We start from the raw sequence: 17,657 nt of genomic DNA on the forward strand, positions 1-17,657 counted from the left end.
TGTGGTGGCTGGTTGCCCATTTATTTAGATAATCAGGATGTTGAGGTCATCAGTTCCAACCTTGCAAGAGATATTTTGAAGCATAACAAGCAGGGAGAACATTTATGTGGTTGGAAAGATGGCTAGAAAAAACACAAAACGATACAGAACTTATAGAAGCAGAAAAATGATGTCACGTTATACCAAACAGATTGTATTCATTATACTCTTATTAGCGCTTGATTTTTTGCATCTCATAGAGGCATTGGAAAATATTTTTACACAAAAATCAAATATCCAACTCTAAATACACTCTGGACGTGCAAAATTTTTTAGCAAATGGATTATTAATTTTGCTTGTTTTATGGATGCGACAGATAATATCCTCTCACACTTAAAAAAGCGGATAATCAAAAGCCGAATAATAGAATGCTTCACTGGTTTTCTATGATCGATGGCATAACAAATCCTGTTTAATAATATTCATAAAAGTGCTATTTCGTGATTTTGCGTTACTTAAAATAGTATGTAGAGAGATAACGTGTAAGCATTTAATGTAGGCCAATAACGTCGATAATATTTTCCTTCTGGAGAAAAAATTTTAGTGAAATTATTTGTAACAAGTAATACCTTTTCGTAAGCATCATCTACTTCAGCAATGAGATAGAGATACATTTCTTTAACACCGGTGCTTTGAAGTTTTTCGGCATAATACATTAATTGAAAAACACCTGAATTTTTGTAATCTGCTGTAGGACCTTTAAACTCTATTAAGACAGCACGGTTCCCATTCTCAGAGTCAAAATACACAGCTATATCAGGTCGACTCCGTAATTTTTTATTACTTTCCTCAGAAGTCGATAAAAGCAAATTAACCTTAGTAATAAAGGACTTTATTTCCTTTTCACTTTGTAAATAGCTGTAGCTCATTAAGTTGTCATCAAGTATCCACAAATTATTCTCTTTTAATGGTAAAGATAAGGTTTTATCAGCAGTGCATTGTTGTGGAATAAATAAATTATGAATTTCTTTCTCTAAGGTATTAGGTTTTAATAATTTAGAGAGCTCATTCAAAATATCATCTCGGAATTGAATATATTGAGTTAACTCCAGACTAGCAAAATTTCGTGCTTCTTGTAAATTCTTTTTCGGTGTTCCTTTACCTTCACGAAGAATCTTTCTAAATGTCAACTTCCTTTTTGAATATTCTCTTTCTGCTTTTTCAATAAATGAATCTTCTTTTGAGAAACCACCAATTACATACTTTGTGTCTAGAAAATCTACTAAATAAGGATATTCTTCAGAAATTTTTTTGAGAAGAGCGCTCTTTTTTTCTTTAATTTCTGGAAATCTTATATTAATTGTTTCATCCAAAATACTCTCTAGTTTTTGATTAATATCATACCAAGATAGTTGCGTTTCTAAGTCAGGATTTGTTTCATTAATCTCAAACTCATTTCGTTCATCGTTAACATATTTGTCAAAAACAGGAGATTCCAATAAAAATATCATAATCATATCGTTTATTGGATTGATATTTATAAACTTTGAAAAAGGCATGACAGTACGATTATTAGCACAATAGAAAGCTTCTATTTTAGCTTTAGAGTTTACGTTCTGTTCGAAATAATAAGAAAGGGTGAAGGGAATCTTTACAAAAATTTTATTTTCTAAGTAAGGTCAATCTTGCGTATTTATTGTTCTTTTCTCTAAATTTTCTATGTCCTTTAAGTTATTTAAATCTTCTAAATTTTTTACATCATGTACATAAAAGTTAATTTGAATATTTTTTTACTTTCAGTAAAAAAAGTAAAGGAAGGAGATGATAATAAATTTCGTTACGGACTAAATTTATATCTAAATCAGTTTGTTCATGAGTTTCTTGTAAATGCAAATGTGTAGTCCACCATTTATAGTTTTCGCTATTTTCCTTTTTAAAAGAATCTTGTGTAAACTGCGGAGTGAAATTTAGTGAAATTTTAGTATGATGTTCATTTTTGCTAAAACTAACAATTTTAACTGCCTTGAATATTTTCAAGTAAGTAATACGTCCAATCCCTTTACATCCTTCTTGAATTTTATAATCACTTTTGTAGGTAGAGAAAGATTTGATATTTTCTTTTGTAAATCCATCTCCATTATCAAAAACACTTATAGAAAAAACTGGTTGATTCTTCCATAAATCCGTATTGCCATAAAGTTGAAATAAAATATCAATTTTTGTCGCATGAGCTTGTATAGAATTAACTATAGCTTCCTTAAGAACTGTAACGATATTCGTTTTTGGAGAAAGATCGCGAATTATAGCATTAAGCTTGACAAGCATGAGTACACCAATATATTTTATTTATATATCTCGTTGTAATATTTAAATTTTATGATGATATTAAACGCACTGTGCCTGATGAAAATTAATAACTTCTTACCATAATAGATATTGTATATGCTTGATAATGGTTTTTGTACAGTGATCGTGGAAAATATTCTACTTGTAAAAAATAATGTACCACTTTTGTCTTTTGTCGAGATTGACAAAAGACTTGTTCTTGTGGGGATGAAGGAAAAGATAACTGAACTCTATGCTTTAGATCAGAAAGCAGCAGAACATTAAGGATTTATCAGAATTCAAAAAATTATTAGAGAAAGTCGGCAAAAAAGAATGCTCTTTGTAAAAGCAAGTTTGAAAATCCTATTCCCTAACTTTTATCCACGTACCCCGTACTTTAAAAAAGATATATAAAATCGATAGATTATGTACAGTAAAAAGAAACATGGTACGCCCAAGGGGAATCGAACCCCTGTTTCCGCCGTGAAAGGGCGATGTCCTAACCGCTAGACGATGGGCGCAAACCAATTATGAGGCTTATAGAGAGGATCTTTTTACTTCGCAAGCCCTCTGTGTCATTTTTTTTGAAAAAAGTGTGTTTTCTTGAATAATTTTTGAGAGACTCTTGGTTGGATCATTTTATTTTTTAAGATTTTTTATAGAAAAAATATAGAGTTATCATGATTGATAGAAAGTTGTGATGTGAGATTTGTCCCAGTGAATGATATTTTCGTTTATTTTTGGTTTGAGGCGTAGGTAAAACGATCAAGACAACATTTTAACAGCATTTTAAATATGTTTATTTTTTGCATATTTTATTGTTTGTTATCTTATGCTTGCACATGAGAATATTATTTAACTTGCTTGAGAGAGCTTTTATACAAAACTTGCTTGCTTGAGTTTATCATAAAATAAAAACTAAAAAGTTGTATATTTTATGAAGTAGAAAGCCGATATTTATTACCAAGGTAACAAATAATACGAATCATACAAAAGTTTCTTTTGAAGCATAAGCTACAGAATCCTGTCAGTTTAGCAAAATATAAAATAAAAAAAGTCTGTATGATCAAAATGAAAATTATTAAAGTAAGTTTTACAGAATATATTAAAAATTGTTTTTTATCATCTTTAATTTTATATGGTTGTAAGAAATTTAAAATTAAAAGCTCTTTTATTTGTTTCATTCTTTTTGCGTCTCATATGAGAGAGTGTTTTTTGTTTAATGTTTGTTGATTTAGAAGAGATGTGTGTGTGTTCTTTCCAAGTTTTCAATATTTTTTCGCGTGTTATTGATTGTTTTTTGAGAGATTTTTTTACTTTTGAAAAAGCAAAGCAATTTTTTATGGTAACTTGCATTTATGAGTTTTGCAGGTTTTCATTCTGAATTAGATATTTTATAAAGATTCTGAAATCTTTGAAGACAATAAATATTATATTTTTAGGAATGTTGATTGAACAAGCGGGGATAATTCTATTAGAAAAAATGAAATGAATAGAGCAGGGTATTTCTTTTGTTTTTATGAACATAAGTACTTTTTGTGTTGATTGGCACATCATTTAAACGATTTTTCAATGAAGATAGGGATCAGTGGTTAATAATGGCAGAAGCTTTAAAAGTTGGTGTTGCGGGACTTGGTACAGTTGGTACTTCAGTTGTTCGAACTCTATGTGAAAAAGCGAATAGTTTAGCTTGTCAATGTGGACGATTCATCAAAGTTGTTGCTGTTAGTGCGCGTGATAAAGGCCGCAATCGTGGAATTGATCTCAGTAATATAAAATGGTTTGATTCACCTGTGGAGTTGGCTGCTTCTGATGAGATTGATGTTTTTGTAGAGTTAATTGGTGGTGAATTGGATGTGGTGTATACCGCTGTTAAGAGAGCGCTTGAGGCGGGACATCATGTTGTAACAGCCAATAAAGCTCTTCTTGCTCAACATGGAGTAGAGCTCGCTATAATTGCAGAAAAAAAAGGTGTTTTTCTTCATTTTGAAGCAGCTGTTGCTGGGGGAATTCCTGTTATCAAAGCGATGAGAGAATCACTTGTTAGTAATCGCATATCGCGAATTTATGGTATTCTCAATGGAACCTGTAATTATATATTAACACGTATGTTTACGGAAGGTCTTTCATTTAAAGATTGTTTAGCAGATGCACAGAGACTTGGGTATGCTGAAGCAGATCCAAGTTTTGATATTGAGGGAAATGATACTGCTCATAAATTAGCTTTGTTGACAAGCTTGGCATTTGGAACTGCTGTTTCGTTAGATAATGTTTATGTTGAAGGAATTCATAATATTTCGCAAATTGATATTCGAGCAGCTGATGAATTGGGGTATCGGATTAAGCTTTTAGGGGTTGCATTAAAAACGGATTCTGGAATAGAGCAACGCGTTCATCCAACAATGGTACCAACATCCTCGATGATTGCACAGATAAATGGTGTAACCAATGCTCTTTCTATTCAAAGTGATTTATTAGGTGAATTACTGTTTTCTGGTCCCGGTGCCGGAGGAAAGGCAACAGCATCAGCCGTTATTGGTGATTTGGCTGATATAGCAAAAGCACGTTCTGGTTTTCAGTATGCACCTGTTTTAAGACGCCCAGCATTAGAACTTGCTCCTCATAAAAAAGCACGTATTTCGCATCATGCAGGTGGTTATTTTATTCGTTTAAATGTTCATGATCGTACTGGTGTTTTTGCCGCGGTCGCAAGGCATATGGCTGATAATCACATCTCATTGGAGTCGATTGTTCAAAGATCTTTTGTAGAAGATCAAATTGAAAAAACAATTATTTTAATTACGCATGAAACAACAGAGGTGAATGTACGACAGGCACTTGCAGAAATTGAAAAAGATGGACATCTTGTTGCAAAATCTCAATTTATTCGTATTGAACCTATGGCAGAGAATTGATAACTTTCTTGATAATGACAAAAAGGTAAGCTTGAGTTCTTTTGTCTCTTGTGGAAAATTTTCATCTTTGCCAAAAACTTTATTCTTAGTATTTAATAAGGACTCATATTTTTTCTGGTATTCATTCGGTAGGATTTTTTCATATGCCCACAACTCAGAAGATTTTAAATGGACTTGATCGTATTTTGACACTTGAATTGGTACGTGTTACTGAACGTGCTGCTGTTGCTGCTGCACGCTGGCGCGGACGTGGCGATGAAAAGGCTGCGGATCAAGCTGCTGTAGATGCAATGCGGCAGGAACTTAATCGATTGCCTATTGATGGTACAGTGGTGATTGGTGAAGGTGAGCGGGATGAAGCGCCTATGCTTTATATTGGAGAAAAAGTAGGTCTTCAAAGTGGATTGGCGATCGATATTGCACTTGATCCACTAGAGGGAACAACACTTTGTGCTAAAAATATTGCCAATTCTTTGGCTGTGGTTGCAATTGCTGAAAAGGGTAACCTCCTTTATGCTCCTGATGTTTATATGAAAAAAATTGCTATTGGTCCTGGTTATCCAAAGGGAATAGTAGATATAGATGCTTGTCCTGCCGATAATATCCATGCTCTTGCAAAGGCTAAAGGAGTAGCCGTTAATCAGATTACTGTTTGTATTATGGATAGACCTCGTCACGAAAAATTGATTGATGAAGTACGAGCAACAGGAGCAGCGATTCGCTTGATTGGGGATGGAGATGTGGCTGCTGTTATTGATACAACTGATCCAGAAGAAACAGGTATTGATATCTATATGGGGATTGGTGGAGCTCCAGAGGGGGTCTTAGCTTCTGCTGCTTTGCGCTGCATTGGGGGACAGATGCAAGGTCGTTTGCTGCTTGATACAGAAGAGAAAATTGCTCGTGCAGCTAAAATGGGGATTAGTGATCCCAATAAGGTTTATACAATGGAAGAAATGGCAAAGGGTGATGTTTTGTTTTCAGCAACAGGGGTGACAGATGGTAATATGCTTTCTGGCGTTAAATTCACGCCTCGCTATATTCAAACAGAAACTCTCGTAATGCGTTCCCATACGGGAACAGTCCGCAATATTAAAGCACAGCATAAAGATTATTCAAAATTTGATTAATATTTTTTGTAGTCGCTAAAAAATAGAGAAACTTTTTAGTGAGCACGTACGCTTCCATGAAGGTAGATATGTATTCATGGAAGCGTTATAAATATAAAAATATCTCATTATTATGAGAGCTGGATAGAATGTACCCAGCCGTTTTTGTCTTCTATGTCCCCTTTTTGAAGGCCAACCAATTGTGTACGAAGCTGCTTTGTAATTTCTCCAACTGTTTCATTTCCAATAATAAACTCTCCCCCTTTATATTTAAAACGACCAATTGATGTGACAACGGCAGCTGTACCACAAGCAAAGACTTCTTTAAGATGTCCACTCTTTGCATCTTCTTGGAGAGATTTAAAGGAATAAGGACGCTCTTCTATCTCTAATCCTATTTGTTTTGCCAATTCTAAGAGCGAATGACGTGTTATTCCTGGAAGGATTGTTCCATTAAGTGGAGGAGTTACGAGTGTATTATTGTCCATAATAAAGCAGACATTCATACCACCAAGTTCTTCAATCCATTCATGTTCAACCATATCGAGAAAGAGCACTTGGCTACAATTGTTTTCAGTTGCATTTTTTTGTGCAAGTAAGCTCGCTGCATAGTTTCCACCACATTTGGCAGCCCCTGTCCCCCCTGGACCGGCTCGACTATAATCTGTTTCAATCCAAACGCTGACAGATTTTTCTTCTCCTTTGAAATAGGATTCAACTGGAGAGGCTATGATACAAAAAAGATATTCTTGAGAAGAGCGAACACCCAAAAAGCTTTCATTGCCAAACATAAATGGACGTATATAGAGGCTAGCATTGGGATGGTCGGAAACCCATTTTTGATCAATTTTTACTAATTGATGAACGGCATCTAGAAAAATATTTTTTGGTAATTCTGGCATCGCTAACCGTTGTGCTGATTCTATAAAGCGTTGTGCATTGGCATCAGGACGGAAGAGCAAGATGCGTCCATCTTTTGCACGATATGCTTTTAAGCCCTCAAAAATTTCTTGTCCGTAATGCAAAACGGTACTTGCAGGATTAATTTCTAAAGCTTTGTATTGAGAAATGATGGCATTATGCCAGCCTTTGTCTTCAGTCCATTGAATAGTACACATGTGATCTGTAAAAAACTGACCAAAACCGGGACTTTGTAGAATTTTTTCACGTTTTTCTTCTGACAGAGGAGATGGGTGTTTTTCTATTTTAAAGGGAAGCGATGATATGGGAGATTTCATAAAAAACCTTCTGAGTATGTTTCATTTTTATTAATAAAAATAATGAAATATTTTAATTATAACTCTATTATTAACAAAACCTTTGTGTCAATGTTTTATTATAGAATACAAAGGGGTTTATTATAGAATTCAAAGGCTAGGGTAGGGTGGATATTTTAATTCTATCCCTGCCTCTTCTCCTCAACTTTATGAAGTAAGCTGGAACTTTTGTCTATAATTATCGTTTTCTCACAATAAGTATCTGAATAATTTCATATATGCATATTTTCTAGAAATTTAAAGGTAAGGGAATTGAGAAAAGGAATCCACTATGATTGATAAAAATTATCACACATATGAAGAACGTATGGCCGCAGAAAGAAGAGGTCGTGAACAACCTGTTTCAATCGCTAAGGGTATTTTTGCTATTCTTCTTGCGATGGTTATTATCTGGTTTATTTTTGGTTTTTTAGGATCTTTTTTTGCAAAATCTCCTGAACATAGTTCGCGTTATAATACCCCAGAAACAAGCCAAAGCGTAACAACGCCCAAAAAAGATTTAAATTCGCCTCCCCTTGTACCTTATACTTATAAGGGTACGGAGTGATTTTTTCATAAATATAATCTTTTAGATAGAGCAAAAATCGACGTAGATTAAGGAATAAAGTCAGCACAAAGACATAAGCGAAAAAGATTGAGGGAATTGTAATTTCTAACGTTTTCGATAAGTAATGAGCTGGTATGGAAATAAATAATGCAACGGTTGTTAAAACCGCTGCATTATTGGTTTAGCGTGTGATGAAGCAGCTTCCACCAGAACTTTTAATGGATTCACAAAGGATTATGGCTTCATTACGGTCTTGCGCTTGAATCCGAACACGGTAATAAGTGCCTTTTCCTGGTATAAAAGCGGATTGAATATTTAAAGGACGGGCACCGATAAGGAACCCAAATTTAGATTTCATATTTTTTAAAGAATCTCTAGCTAGCTCATGCGTTGGTTGAGATGCAAGTTGTACATAATAACTTTCTGAATTTTGTGGTGCAACTCTGTTTGATGAGGTGGGGCGAGATGCAGTCTCTGTTTCGACTTGTGCATTTCTCTCTGCATGAGAAGGAATTGGGATAAATTTTTCTTCAATATTTGAGCTAGAATTATTTTCTGCGATTATTTTATCAATATTATTTTTGAGATCATGATCTCTTTCTTGGTCGTTTATATCAGAATCATGGGACGAATCTTGAAGTTCATTAGAAGCTTGATCAATGCTTTCTTCAGATTGAGCAGCAGTTTTGCTGTTTGTTTGATGCGCGGGGGCTAGTGTAACTGTACCATCTTGATTGACAATAACAGTTTGTACTTCTCGCATTGGAATAGTATGATTTATGGCTTCTGTGACTGCATCTTCAACATCAGATTCATTTAAAGACGATAAGGAAACGCTTGAAGATTCTTCAGGGTTTAATTCTTTTAAATTTTCAGGTTGTTCAGAGTTATCAATAAGAAATTGTTGTGTATTTTCTTGTTTCTCATTTTGTTCAGTTGTTTGTTTATAGATATCTAAATTATGTGCAACATCATTTTTCGTTTCAGTTGTTTCTGGTTTGAATTTAAAAGGCGTATTATCAGCGTGGATAATGACCGTTTCTTGATTTTTTTGTGATGGCATAAAAAAGTGAGAATAACCAGCAAACCCAATTCCTATTAAAATAAGTATAAAAAAACCTTTAATGAAAGTTTTACCAAAAATAAAACTTTTTAAGGGAGGAGGAGCTGATGGATGCGTGGGAACCTCATCTGAGCTTGTGTATGATGAATTCTCGCTAAAAGAGGGAAAATTATATTCCATATTGGCAGAAGAAAAATAGTCGGAGTTTTGTTCTTTAGAGTTTATATAAACACCTTCTTTTGAATTTTGCATAGACTGATGAAAAATTTCACTAAAAACCTCATTTTTCTGTTGTTTTTGAGAAAAATTATCCGTTGGGACATTCCCTACATTGAGTACATCAGCAAATTCTTCTTCTAAACCACCATTAGTTGGCACATCATATTCTGGCGCTTCATACGGAACTTCTGGAACCATAATAGGGCCAGTTTTTTCTACGATTTCCTCTGAAAATTTATAAGTATCAACATTGGGAGGGGGAGTATCTCTGTGCGTATAGTTATGGGTAAAAAAGTCATCCGTTTGTTTTGTATTTAAAGAGGGGGATGAGGAAAGAAACTCATCTAAATTATTTTCATTATATGAAATTTCTCTATTTGGGTTAGACGCACCTTCGGCGTTATTGATGTATTGGGCTCGAGCCTCATCATATATCGGAACTTTTTCGCTATAAGTTTCTTGTTGTGAGGGGTTTTCTTCAAAAAAATGGGGATAATTGGTTTTATGATCTTCTTGTGAAGCTCCCTTTAAATAAGATTGTCTATCAACTGGTGGAGAATCTAAAGGTGAGGAGAAGGTACTTGTTGTTTGATTTCTTGTAGTGTTTTGTCTTTCTGACACAAGATTAGAAGATGAGAAAAACTCATTTTCCTCTGTAGAAGAGGAGGAATCAGGATAATCTTTTTTAATCCAATTTTCTTGATCAGCTGAAATTTTATAGGGATGGTTTATAGGAGTGTCATAGAGGTTTTGATTGTCATCATAAGTTTTTTGTATATTCGTAGCCTCAGGTTGTTGTGAATTTATTTGTGAAAAACGATTGGTTTGTTCAACATCTTCTGGTGTCTCTCTCTTATTTTCACGCCTTTCAGATTTATCAAAAAAGAAATTTTCTGATTCTGATTGTGACATAAGATTACTTTTTTCAAGAAAAGGATCAGCACTGGTTGCTGTTGTTTTCTGTTGATGTGATTGATTTTTGGGGATTGGTAATGGAGAAAGCGCATCTAAAATTTGTTCTTCATCATGATTGTTAGATGAAGAATATTTCTCTTCAGATAAATTATTTTGTTTTGAATGGTTGAAAGAAGCAGCTTGTGCAATATCTGAGGCTTTTGCGTTGCTGGTTGCATGCAAGCCCCATTGTTTTTTTTGATCATCAAACGGTAAGTCATGTGCTAAATTATTTTCAAGTTCCTCTTCTAGAAAGGACAAATCAAAATCATCATCATGGGATGATATTTCGGGGTGAGATGTTGATCGATCTGTTTTTAAAGAAGATTGCCCATTTTGGTTTCCGCTTTGTTTGTGCGGATTAAAAATGCGCGTAAGCCTTTCTAAAGGATCATGGTGTTCATGATCGTGTTTTGTTTCGTGTAGATTTTTGCGATCGTTATCGCTCATAGCTTTTCTCACATGATGGTTTGCACTTACGTGCAATCAATGGTTGATTTTGATTTGTTATATTAAAATTATAAATTTTCCCCCTCTCATGCAAGGATACATGAAAAAGTTTATCAATAGAGTACCTATTGTATGTATTTATAGAACTTTTTCAACGCATTTCTATGGGTGCTTCGACTCCTATGATGGTAAGCCCTGATGATAAAATATTGATAACAGCTTGTATCAATCCTAATCTTGCAAAGGATAACTCTTTATCATCGGGTTGAATAAAGCGTAAATTGAGATTTTCACTCCCTTTATTCCAATGGGTGTGAAAGCTGGAGGCAAGGTCATAAAGATAAAACGCTAATCGATGCGGTTCCTTATGAACTACGGCCTGTTCAATGATACGTGGATATTCAGAAAGTTTGCGTATTAACAATATTTCATGGTCATCTGTTAATCGATGAAGATAGGTAATCAATGTATCATTTGAAAAGCTTTTAATATGAAGCGCTTCTTGTGCTTGACGAAAGACTGAGTGACAACGTGCACTTGCATATTGTACGTAAAAGATGGGGTTATCTTTTGATTGTTCTGTTACTTTTGCAAAATCAAAATCAAGAGGCGCTTCACACTTACGGTATAACATCATAAAACGCACAGGATCACGACCAACTTCTTCGACAACATCCCGTAGAGTGACAAATGATCCTGCTCTTTTTGACATGCGGACAGGTTGACCGTTGCGAAAGAGTTTTACCAATTGACATAAGAAAACACTTAATTTGGCTTTATCACCAGAAATCGCTTTTGCCATTGCCTCTAGTCGTTTTACATAGCCAGCATGGTCTGCGCCTAGAATATAAATCATTTCATCAAAATGACGATTAAATTTATCCCGAAAATAAGCAACATCAGCAGCAAAATAAGTGTAAGAACCGTCAGATTTGACTAAAACACGGTCTTGGTCATCACCGACATTTGTTGAACGGAACAAAGTTTGTTCGCTTGGTTCCCAGTCTTCTGTGTTTTGTCCTTTGGGAGGGGGGAGTTTTCCTTTGTAGATATAACCATTTAAAGTGAGGTCGTTGATAGTGTTACGAATGGCACGTGCATTATCTGCATAAAGCATTCGCTCAGAGAAAAAGATATCATGATAAATATTAAGAGCAGCCAAATCTTCGCGAATCATGGACATCATTGCATGAATTGCACGTTCTTTCACAAGAGATAAGGCTTCATCTTTATCCATTGTGAGGAGTTGGTCACCAAACTCTTGAGCAAGCGATTGACCCAATGGTATCAAGTATTCTCCAGGATAGAGTCCTTCTGGAATTTCATTAATTTTTTGCCCAAGAGCTTCACGATAGCGCAATAGTACCGAATGGGCGAGGACTTCGATTTGTTGACCCGCATCATTGATATAATACTCTTTTGTAATGTTATAGCCCGTAAATTGTAGCAAATTGGAGAGAACATCCCCAACAACCGCTCCGCGGCAATGTCCTACATGCATTGGTCCTGTCGGATTTGCTGAGACATATTCAACATTGACGCATTTTCCTTGTCCCATTGGAATACGACCATAAGAAGTGCCTAATTCAAGCATAGATTTTATAGCATCTTGCCAAAATAATTTTGTAAGCTTTATGTTTATAAAACCAGGACCGGCAACATCTATATTTTCGATAGAGGAATCATTTTTAAGAAGTTCTATGATTTTATCTGCAAGTGCACGTGGATTGATTCCAATAGATTTTGCAAGCACCATAGCAGCATTGGTTGATAAATGACCATGGGAGGAATCACGCGGAGGATCAACAGTGATTTTTGATAAATCTAGATCTTCTCCATTTTTTCCTTTTATATCAGATAATTCAATTGATCTCTTAATTTTTTTTTCGAAGTTTTTAAAGATATTCATATTTAGCTTCCATGATGATGCCAAAAGCCATTAAACGAAATTATCTGTATGGTCAAATAAACGCTGATATTCACGTAGAGCGTAGTGATCCGTCATGCCTGAAAGAAAGTCAGCAATCAAACGTGCTAACTCTTGATTTTTTAAGTGCACTGCTTTGCTCTGCCAACTTTCAGGCATTGTATTTGGATTTTCATAATAACAATTGAATAATTTTTGTACAATGCATTTTGCTGCATTGCGACGACTAAGAACCTGTTCATGGTAGTAAAGATTTTTAAATAAAAAGTTTTTTAGTTCTTTTTCATAAACGGTCATTGTCGGTGAAAAGGTAACAATGGTTTGTTTTGCTTGGTGAATATCGTTTATGCTTGTTGGTTTGATGCGTGCTAAATTTTTTTGTGACTGTTTGATAACATCTTCAACCATGGTTGTTATTTGTCTTCGTACAAGTGTGTAACCGCGACGCGTTTGGTCGAGGTGGGGATGCTCATCTGTTATATCTTTTAATATTGCTGCTGTTAGTGAAACATGTTCAAATTGATCGAGTGTTAAAAATTGCGAACGTAGACCATCATCAATATCATGCGCATTGTATGCGATATCATCTGCAATAGCAGCACATTGCGCTTCTAATCCTGCAAAACAATCGAGTGCAAGATCTTGCTTTACATTGTATTGTAAAATATCGATAGGAACCTCCTTATTCTTCGCGTAAGGCCCTAAAAGGGGACCATTGTGCTTTACAAGTCCTTCGAGGGTTTCCCATGTAAGGTTAAGTCCATCAAAATTTGCATAGCGCTGTTCTAGTTTTGTTACAATGCGTAATGCTTGTGCATTATGATCAAAGCCGCCATAATATACCATGGCTTCATTAAGAGCATCTTCTCCAGCATGGCCAAAGGGTGTGTGTCCAAAGTCGTGAACAAGGGCAATGGCTTCGGCAAGGTCTTCATCAAGACACAGGGCACGGGCTAATGTTCTTGCAATTTGAGAAACCTCTATGGAATGGGTTAGGCGAGTACGATAATGATCGCTTTCATCAGCAATAAACACTTGCGTTTTATGTTTAAGACGTCGAAATGCATTAGAATGGATAATACGATCTCTATCTCGTTGAAAAGGTGAGCGTGTGGTGCTCATCGTTTCATGGTATAATCGACCACGGCTTGTTTGTGGATGAGCACTGTATACTGCTCGAGATTGGTAATTGAAGTCGATATTTCCTATATCCATTGCAAGCTGTCTATTATCATCTTAAAATTGAGAGTGGTTTATGACAAATAAACTGCTCTTTGAGTGTAGGATACTCTTTCTTGATGGTTTAATGCAAGGATATATAAAATGAATGTGAAAATTTCAGATGTTGCTGCCAAAAAAATTGCACAGATACTTTTGCGTGAACCCGATAAAATAGCATTACGTATTTCTGTTGAAGGTGGTGGGTGTTCTGGTTTTTCTTATAAATATGACTTGGTTTCTGAAATGTGTGAAGATGACCTCGTTCTCAAAAAAGACGGGGCAGTTGTGTTTATTGATTTACTATCACTTCCTTTTATGGAAGGAGCTGAGATTGATTTTGTTGATGATCTTATGGGGCAGTCTTTTCAAGTCCACAATCCCAATGCTGTTTCATCATGTGGTTGTGGTGTAAGTTTCTCAATTTAAAATGATGGCTGTGTGATATTGTTTCTTGAAAAAAAGATCATGTTGGTCAACAATGCAAAAATGGGTATTCTTATAAAAATAGTGCACCGATGTGTATGGTTGTGCGTGGTGCTTGCTTTATTGACTTGGAGTCACTGTGCTTTTTCTGAAGCAGGAGAAGGGCAAGATCAGCAGCAGAGACAATCAAGGAGTTTTATTGTAAAGACTCAAGAGCAGGAAAATGAAAACTTAGCATCTCAAACACAACTCATTTTGAATGCTCGATTAACAAATAGTCATCCGGATATTGAAAAAGGGCTTGTCTGGCGGGTTTATGCCCCTATTCTAGGGATTGATAATAAATTACCATTAGTGGCAACCTATAAGGGGGGAAGTGCACGTTTTAATCTCGAACCAGGAAATTATCTTGTTCATGTCTCATTTGGTCACACGAGTGCTGTGCGCCATATTCGTTTAGAAAATGGGCAAAGTCTTGTAAAAAACTTTAATCTTAAGGCTGGTGGTGTTATTTTAAATGCAACACTGCTCAATGGCGTAATGAATGAAAAGGAACTCCGTTTTACCATTTATGAGGATGAAAAAGAAAATGATGATACGGGAGTGATTATATCAAATGTTAAACCCCACTCAGTTGTGCGTTTAAAAGCTGGCCGCTACCATGTTGCTTCCCATTATGGTTCTATTAATGCGACGGCTCGTTCGGATATTCAAGTGGATGCTGGTAAAATAACAGAAGCTACTCTTGAACATCAGGCCGCTCAAATTGTCTTAAAGCTGGTCCGACAAGAAGGAGGAGAAGCACTTGCAGATACAAGTTGGTCTCTTGCCAATGATTCTGGTGATATCGTTTATGAAACAGTTGGTGCGTATGTTTCACTCGTGTTAGCGGAGGGAGAGTATATTGCAATTGCTAAAAATAAAGATAAAATTTATCAAAAAGTTTTTTCAGTTGTTTCTGGTCATGATGAAGATATAAGTGTGGTGGCGAATGAACAAAATATGCAACGAATTGATGAAGATGTGGATTGATCGTTGTTCATGGGGGTAAACTATGATGAGAGATGGGGTATGAATTTTGATTGAAGTTTCAACAGTTGGTGTGTTTTTTGCTGGGGCACTCTCTTTTTTGTCACCATGCGTTTTGCCGTTAGTTCCTCCCTATTTGTGTTATATGGCAGGGATTGGTATTGATGATTTTCGTTCAGAAAATCGTGATGAGAAAGTCTTTATACGGTGGACTTTATTGTCTTCTGTTATTGCTTTTGTTCTTGGGTTTACGACTGTTTTTGTTGCTTTAGGTGCCAGTGCTAGCACAATTGGGAAATTCATCGGTTATTATCGTGATTGGTTTGCACTTGCTGCTGGAATTGTCATTATTATTTTTGGTTTAAATTTTTTGGGGATTTTCAAGATCGCTTTTTTATTTCGTGAAGCGCGTTTTCAGACCCATAAAACACCTGCTGGTCCTTTAGGCGCGTATATTATTGGTTTAGCTTTTGCCTTTGGTTGGACACCGTGTATTGGCCCCATTTTAGGGCCTATTATAACGCTTGCTGGAACAAAAGAGACGGTGGGCGAGGGAGCTATTCTCTTAGCAGTTTATGCATTAGGTCTTGCTGTCCCTTTTGTGTTGGCAGCTTTATTTTCGAGCAGTTTTATGCGATTTTTAGGCGCTTTTCGTATTCATTTAGGAAAAGTTGAAAAAATTATTGGTATTTTTCTTCTTCTTACAGGGATTTTGTTTTTAACAGGTTCTATGCAGGATATTTCATTTTGGCTTTTAGAACATTATCCTTCGTTGAGTTATATTGAAGATATTCGTTGGCACAATATTATGAATTTTTTTGGATTTTCTCGTTAGTCTTATGTGTTTTTATGGTTAGAAGTTGTCTTTCTATTGTTCTTGCTGCAGGTGAGGGGACGCGCATGAAATCGCCTCTGCCTAAGGTACTTCATAAAATTGCTGGATTGCCTCTTATATGCCATGTTTTAAAACAAATAGAATTGGCTGGCTCTTCGCAATTAGCCGTTGTTGTGGGATGTGGTGCTAAGGAGGTTACGCACGTTGTTCAGTCATTTGTAAAAGATGTAATGATTTTTGAACAAAAAGAGCGTTTAGGAACTGCCCATGCTGTTTTGTCTGCTCGTTTAGCTTTGCAAAAGGAAGTGGATGATGTTCTCATTGTTTTTGGGGATACGCCTCTCATTCAGCAAGATTCATTGCACCAAATGCGTGCACAGCTTGTTGATGGAGCAGATGTTGTTTTTGCAGGTTTTCATACCCAAAACCCAACAGGTTATGGGCGTCTTCTCGAGAAAAATGGTAAATTGATCGCAATTGTAGAAGAAAAAGACGCTAGCGATAGAGAAAAAAAGATTTCTTTTTGTAATGGTGGAATACTCGCTATGCGCGGAAAACATGCGCTTTCTCTTTTAGAGAAGGTTGATAATAACAATATAAAAAAAGAATATTACTTAACAGATGTTGCTTCTCTTGCAACACGTGAAGGATTAGATGTACGCGTTGTTGAAGTTCCTTTTGAAGATATTGTAGGAATTAATAATTGTTTTGAGCTATCGAGGGCTGATTCTTTATGGCAGAAACGTAAAGCATACGATTTAATGTTATCAGGTGTTACACTCTTAAAACCAGAAACAGTCTATTTTTCTTATGATACAGAAATTGAACCAGGCGTGGTGATAGAGCCAAATATTTATTTTGGGTTAGGCGTAAAAATACACTCTGGTGCGGTTATTCATGCATTTAGTTATCTCGAAGGTGCTGTGGTTGGTAGAGATGCACAGATTGGTCCCTATGCACGTTTGCGTCCTGGAACAGAGTTGGCGAAGGCTGTAAAGGTTGGAAATTTTTGTGAAGTTAAACAAGCTAAGGTAGGAGAAGCTTCTAAAATTAATCATTTGAGTTATATTGGTGATGCCGAAATTGGTGCACATACCAATATTGGAGCCGGTACGATTACGTGCAATTATGATGGATTTAACAAATATAAAACGATGATTGGTGATCATGCTTTTGTTGGATCTAATACGGCGCTTGTTTCTCCATTGGTGATAGGGGATGGTTCTTATGTTGCTTCAGGAAGTGTTATTACTGAAAATATTCCTATGAACAGTATGGCTTTTGGGCGTGCACGACAGGTTATAAAAGAGGGCTATGCGACAAAATTTCGTGCGCGCTTGTTAGAGAAAAAATTGTCAGAAAACAAACAAAAAAAATGATCAT

Annotated in this window: 14 protein-coding genes and 1 tRNA gene; 8 read left to right on the forward strand and 7 right to left on the reverse strand. The window is 35.7% G+C overall.

Annotated features, from left to right (window positions below; all coding sequences use genetic code 11):
• Positions 1–495: 495 nt before the first annotated feature.
• Positions 496–1,539: a hypothetical protein gene (locus tag ACFIMW_RS03780; RefSeq protein ID WP_375608332.1), complete on the reverse strand. Its 1,044-nt coding sequence runs from the start codon at positions 1,537–1,539 to the stop codon at positions 496–498.
• Positions 1,540–1,753: 214 nt separating this feature from the next.
• The gene (locus ACFIMW_RS03785; RefSeq protein WP_375608331.1) at positions 1,754–2,305 is read right to left on the reverse strand and encodes an ATP-binding protein; all 552 of its coding nucleotides are present in this window, start codon (positions 2,303–2,305) and stop codon (positions 1,754–1,756) included.
• A gap of 117 nt (positions 2,306–2,422) precedes the next feature.
• On the opposite strand from ACFIMW_RS03785, the gene ACFIMW_RS03790 reads away from it, so the two are divergent.
• A complete protein-coding gene (locus tag ACFIMW_RS03790) occupies positions 2,423–2,590 on the forward strand; it encodes a hypothetical protein (RefSeq protein WP_375608330.1) in 168 nt (55 codons plus the stop codon).
• 161 nt (positions 2,591–2,751) lie between these two features.
• Here the strand turns inward: ACFIMW_RS03790 and ACFIMW_RS03795 are convergent.
• Positions 2,752–2,826: transfer RNA gene (locus ACFIMW_RS03795), tRNA-Glu, on the reverse strand.
• A gap of 1,077 nt (positions 2,827–3,903) precedes the next feature.
• Between ACFIMW_RS03795 and ACFIMW_RS03800 the strand changes: the two genes are divergently transcribed.
• Both ACFIMW_RS03800 and glpX read left to right on the forward strand, forming a co-directional pair.
• Positions 3,904–5,220 (forward strand): homoserine dehydrogenase, encoded by a 1,317-nt coding sequence (locus ACFIMW_RS03800; protein WP_375608329.1) that lies wholly within the window; start codon positions 3,904–3,906, stop codon positions 5,218–5,220.
• 143 nt (positions 5,221–5,363) lie between these two features.
• The gene (glpX, locus tag ACFIMW_RS03805) at positions 5,364–6,350 is read left to right on the forward strand and encodes a class II fructose-bisphosphatase (protein WP_375606658.1); all 987 of its coding nucleotides are present in this window, start codon (positions 5,364–5,366) and stop codon (positions 6,348–6,350) included.
• Positions 6,351–6,460: 110 nt separating this feature from the next.
• Here the strand turns inward: glpX and ACFIMW_RS03810 are convergent, their stop codons facing one another.
• Complete coding sequence (locus ACFIMW_RS03810) at positions 6,461–7,567, reverse strand: branched-chain amino acid aminotransferase (RefSeq protein ID WP_375608328.1); 1,107 nt, start codon at positions 7,565–7,567, stop codon at positions 6,461–6,463.
• A gap of 310 nt (positions 7,568–7,877) precedes the next feature.
• Between ACFIMW_RS03810 and ACFIMW_RS03815 the strand changes: the two genes are divergently transcribed.
• Positions 7,878–8,153 (forward strand): hypothetical protein, encoded by a 276-nt coding sequence (locus tag ACFIMW_RS03815; RefSeq protein ID WP_375606656.1) that lies wholly within the window; start codon positions 7,878–7,880, stop codon positions 8,151–8,153.
• Positions 8,154–8,334: 181 nt separating this feature from the next.
• Here ACFIMW_RS03815 and ACFIMW_RS03820 read toward each other — a convergent pair whose 3' ends face one another.
• The 3 genes from ACFIMW_RS03820 to ACFIMW_RS03830 all read right to left on the reverse strand — a co-directional run bounded on the left by ACFIMW_RS03820 (position 8,335) and on the right by ACFIMW_RS03830 (position 13,981).
• On the reverse strand, positions 8,335–10,839 hold the full coding sequence (locus tag ACFIMW_RS03820) for an SPOR domain-containing protein (RefSeq protein WP_375608327.1): 2,505 nt from the start codon (positions 10,837–10,839) through the stop codon (positions 8,335–8,337).
• A gap of 151 nt (positions 10,840–10,990) precedes the next feature.
• Positions 10,991–12,748 (reverse strand): arginine--tRNA ligase, encoded by a 1,758-nt coding sequence (gene argS / locus ACFIMW_RS03825; protein ID WP_375608326.1) that lies wholly within the window; start codon positions 12,746–12,748, stop codon positions 10,991–10,993.
• A 30-nt stretch (positions 12,749–12,778) separates the two neighbouring features.
• Complete coding sequence (locus ACFIMW_RS03830) at positions 12,779–13,981, reverse strand: deoxyguanosinetriphosphate triphosphohydrolase (RefSeq protein ID WP_375608325.1); 1,203 nt, start codon at positions 13,979–13,981, stop codon at positions 12,779–12,781.
• Positions 13,982–14,089: 108 nt separating this feature from the next.
• Between ACFIMW_RS03830 and ACFIMW_RS03835 the strand changes: the two genes are divergently transcribed.
• Genes ACFIMW_RS03835 through glmU form a run of 4 tightly spaced genes read left to right on the forward strand, consistent with a single transcriptional unit; the run spans position 14,090 to position 17,653 of the window.
• Positions 14,090–14,413: a HesB/IscA family protein gene (locus tag ACFIMW_RS03835; RefSeq protein ID WP_375606652.1), complete on the forward strand. Its 324-nt coding sequence runs from the start codon at positions 14,090–14,092 to the stop codon at positions 14,411–14,413.
• A 39-nt stretch (positions 14,414–14,452) separates the two neighbouring features.
• Positions 14,453–15,442 carry a carboxypeptidase regulatory-like domain-containing protein gene (locus tag ACFIMW_RS03840; protein ID WP_375608338.1) on the forward strand — a complete coding sequence of 330 codons (990 nt, stop codon included), beginning with the start codon at positions 14,453–14,455 and terminating at the stop codon, positions 15,440–15,442.
• 43 nt (positions 15,443–15,485) lie between these two features.
• Positions 15,486–16,274, forward strand: a complete 789-nt coding sequence (locus ACFIMW_RS03845) for a cytochrome c biogenesis CcdA family protein (RefSeq protein ID WP_375606726.1) — start codon at positions 15,486–15,488, stop codon at positions 16,272–16,274.
• A gap of 14 nt (positions 16,275–16,288) precedes the next feature.
• Positions 16,289–17,653, forward strand: coding sequence for a bifunctional UDP-N-acetylglucosamine diphosphorylase/glucosamine-1-phosphate N-acetyltransferase GlmU (glmU, locus tag ACFIMW_RS03850; protein ID WP_375608324.1), 1,365 nt, complete (start codon positions 16,289–16,291; stop codon positions 17,651–17,653).
• Positions 17,654–17,657 lie beyond the last annotated feature (4 nt).

The organism is Bartonella sp. AC329YNZD (assembly GCF_042196685.1).
GTDB lineage: Bacteria > Pseudomonadota > Alphaproteobacteria > Rhizobiales > Rhizobiaceae > Bartonella.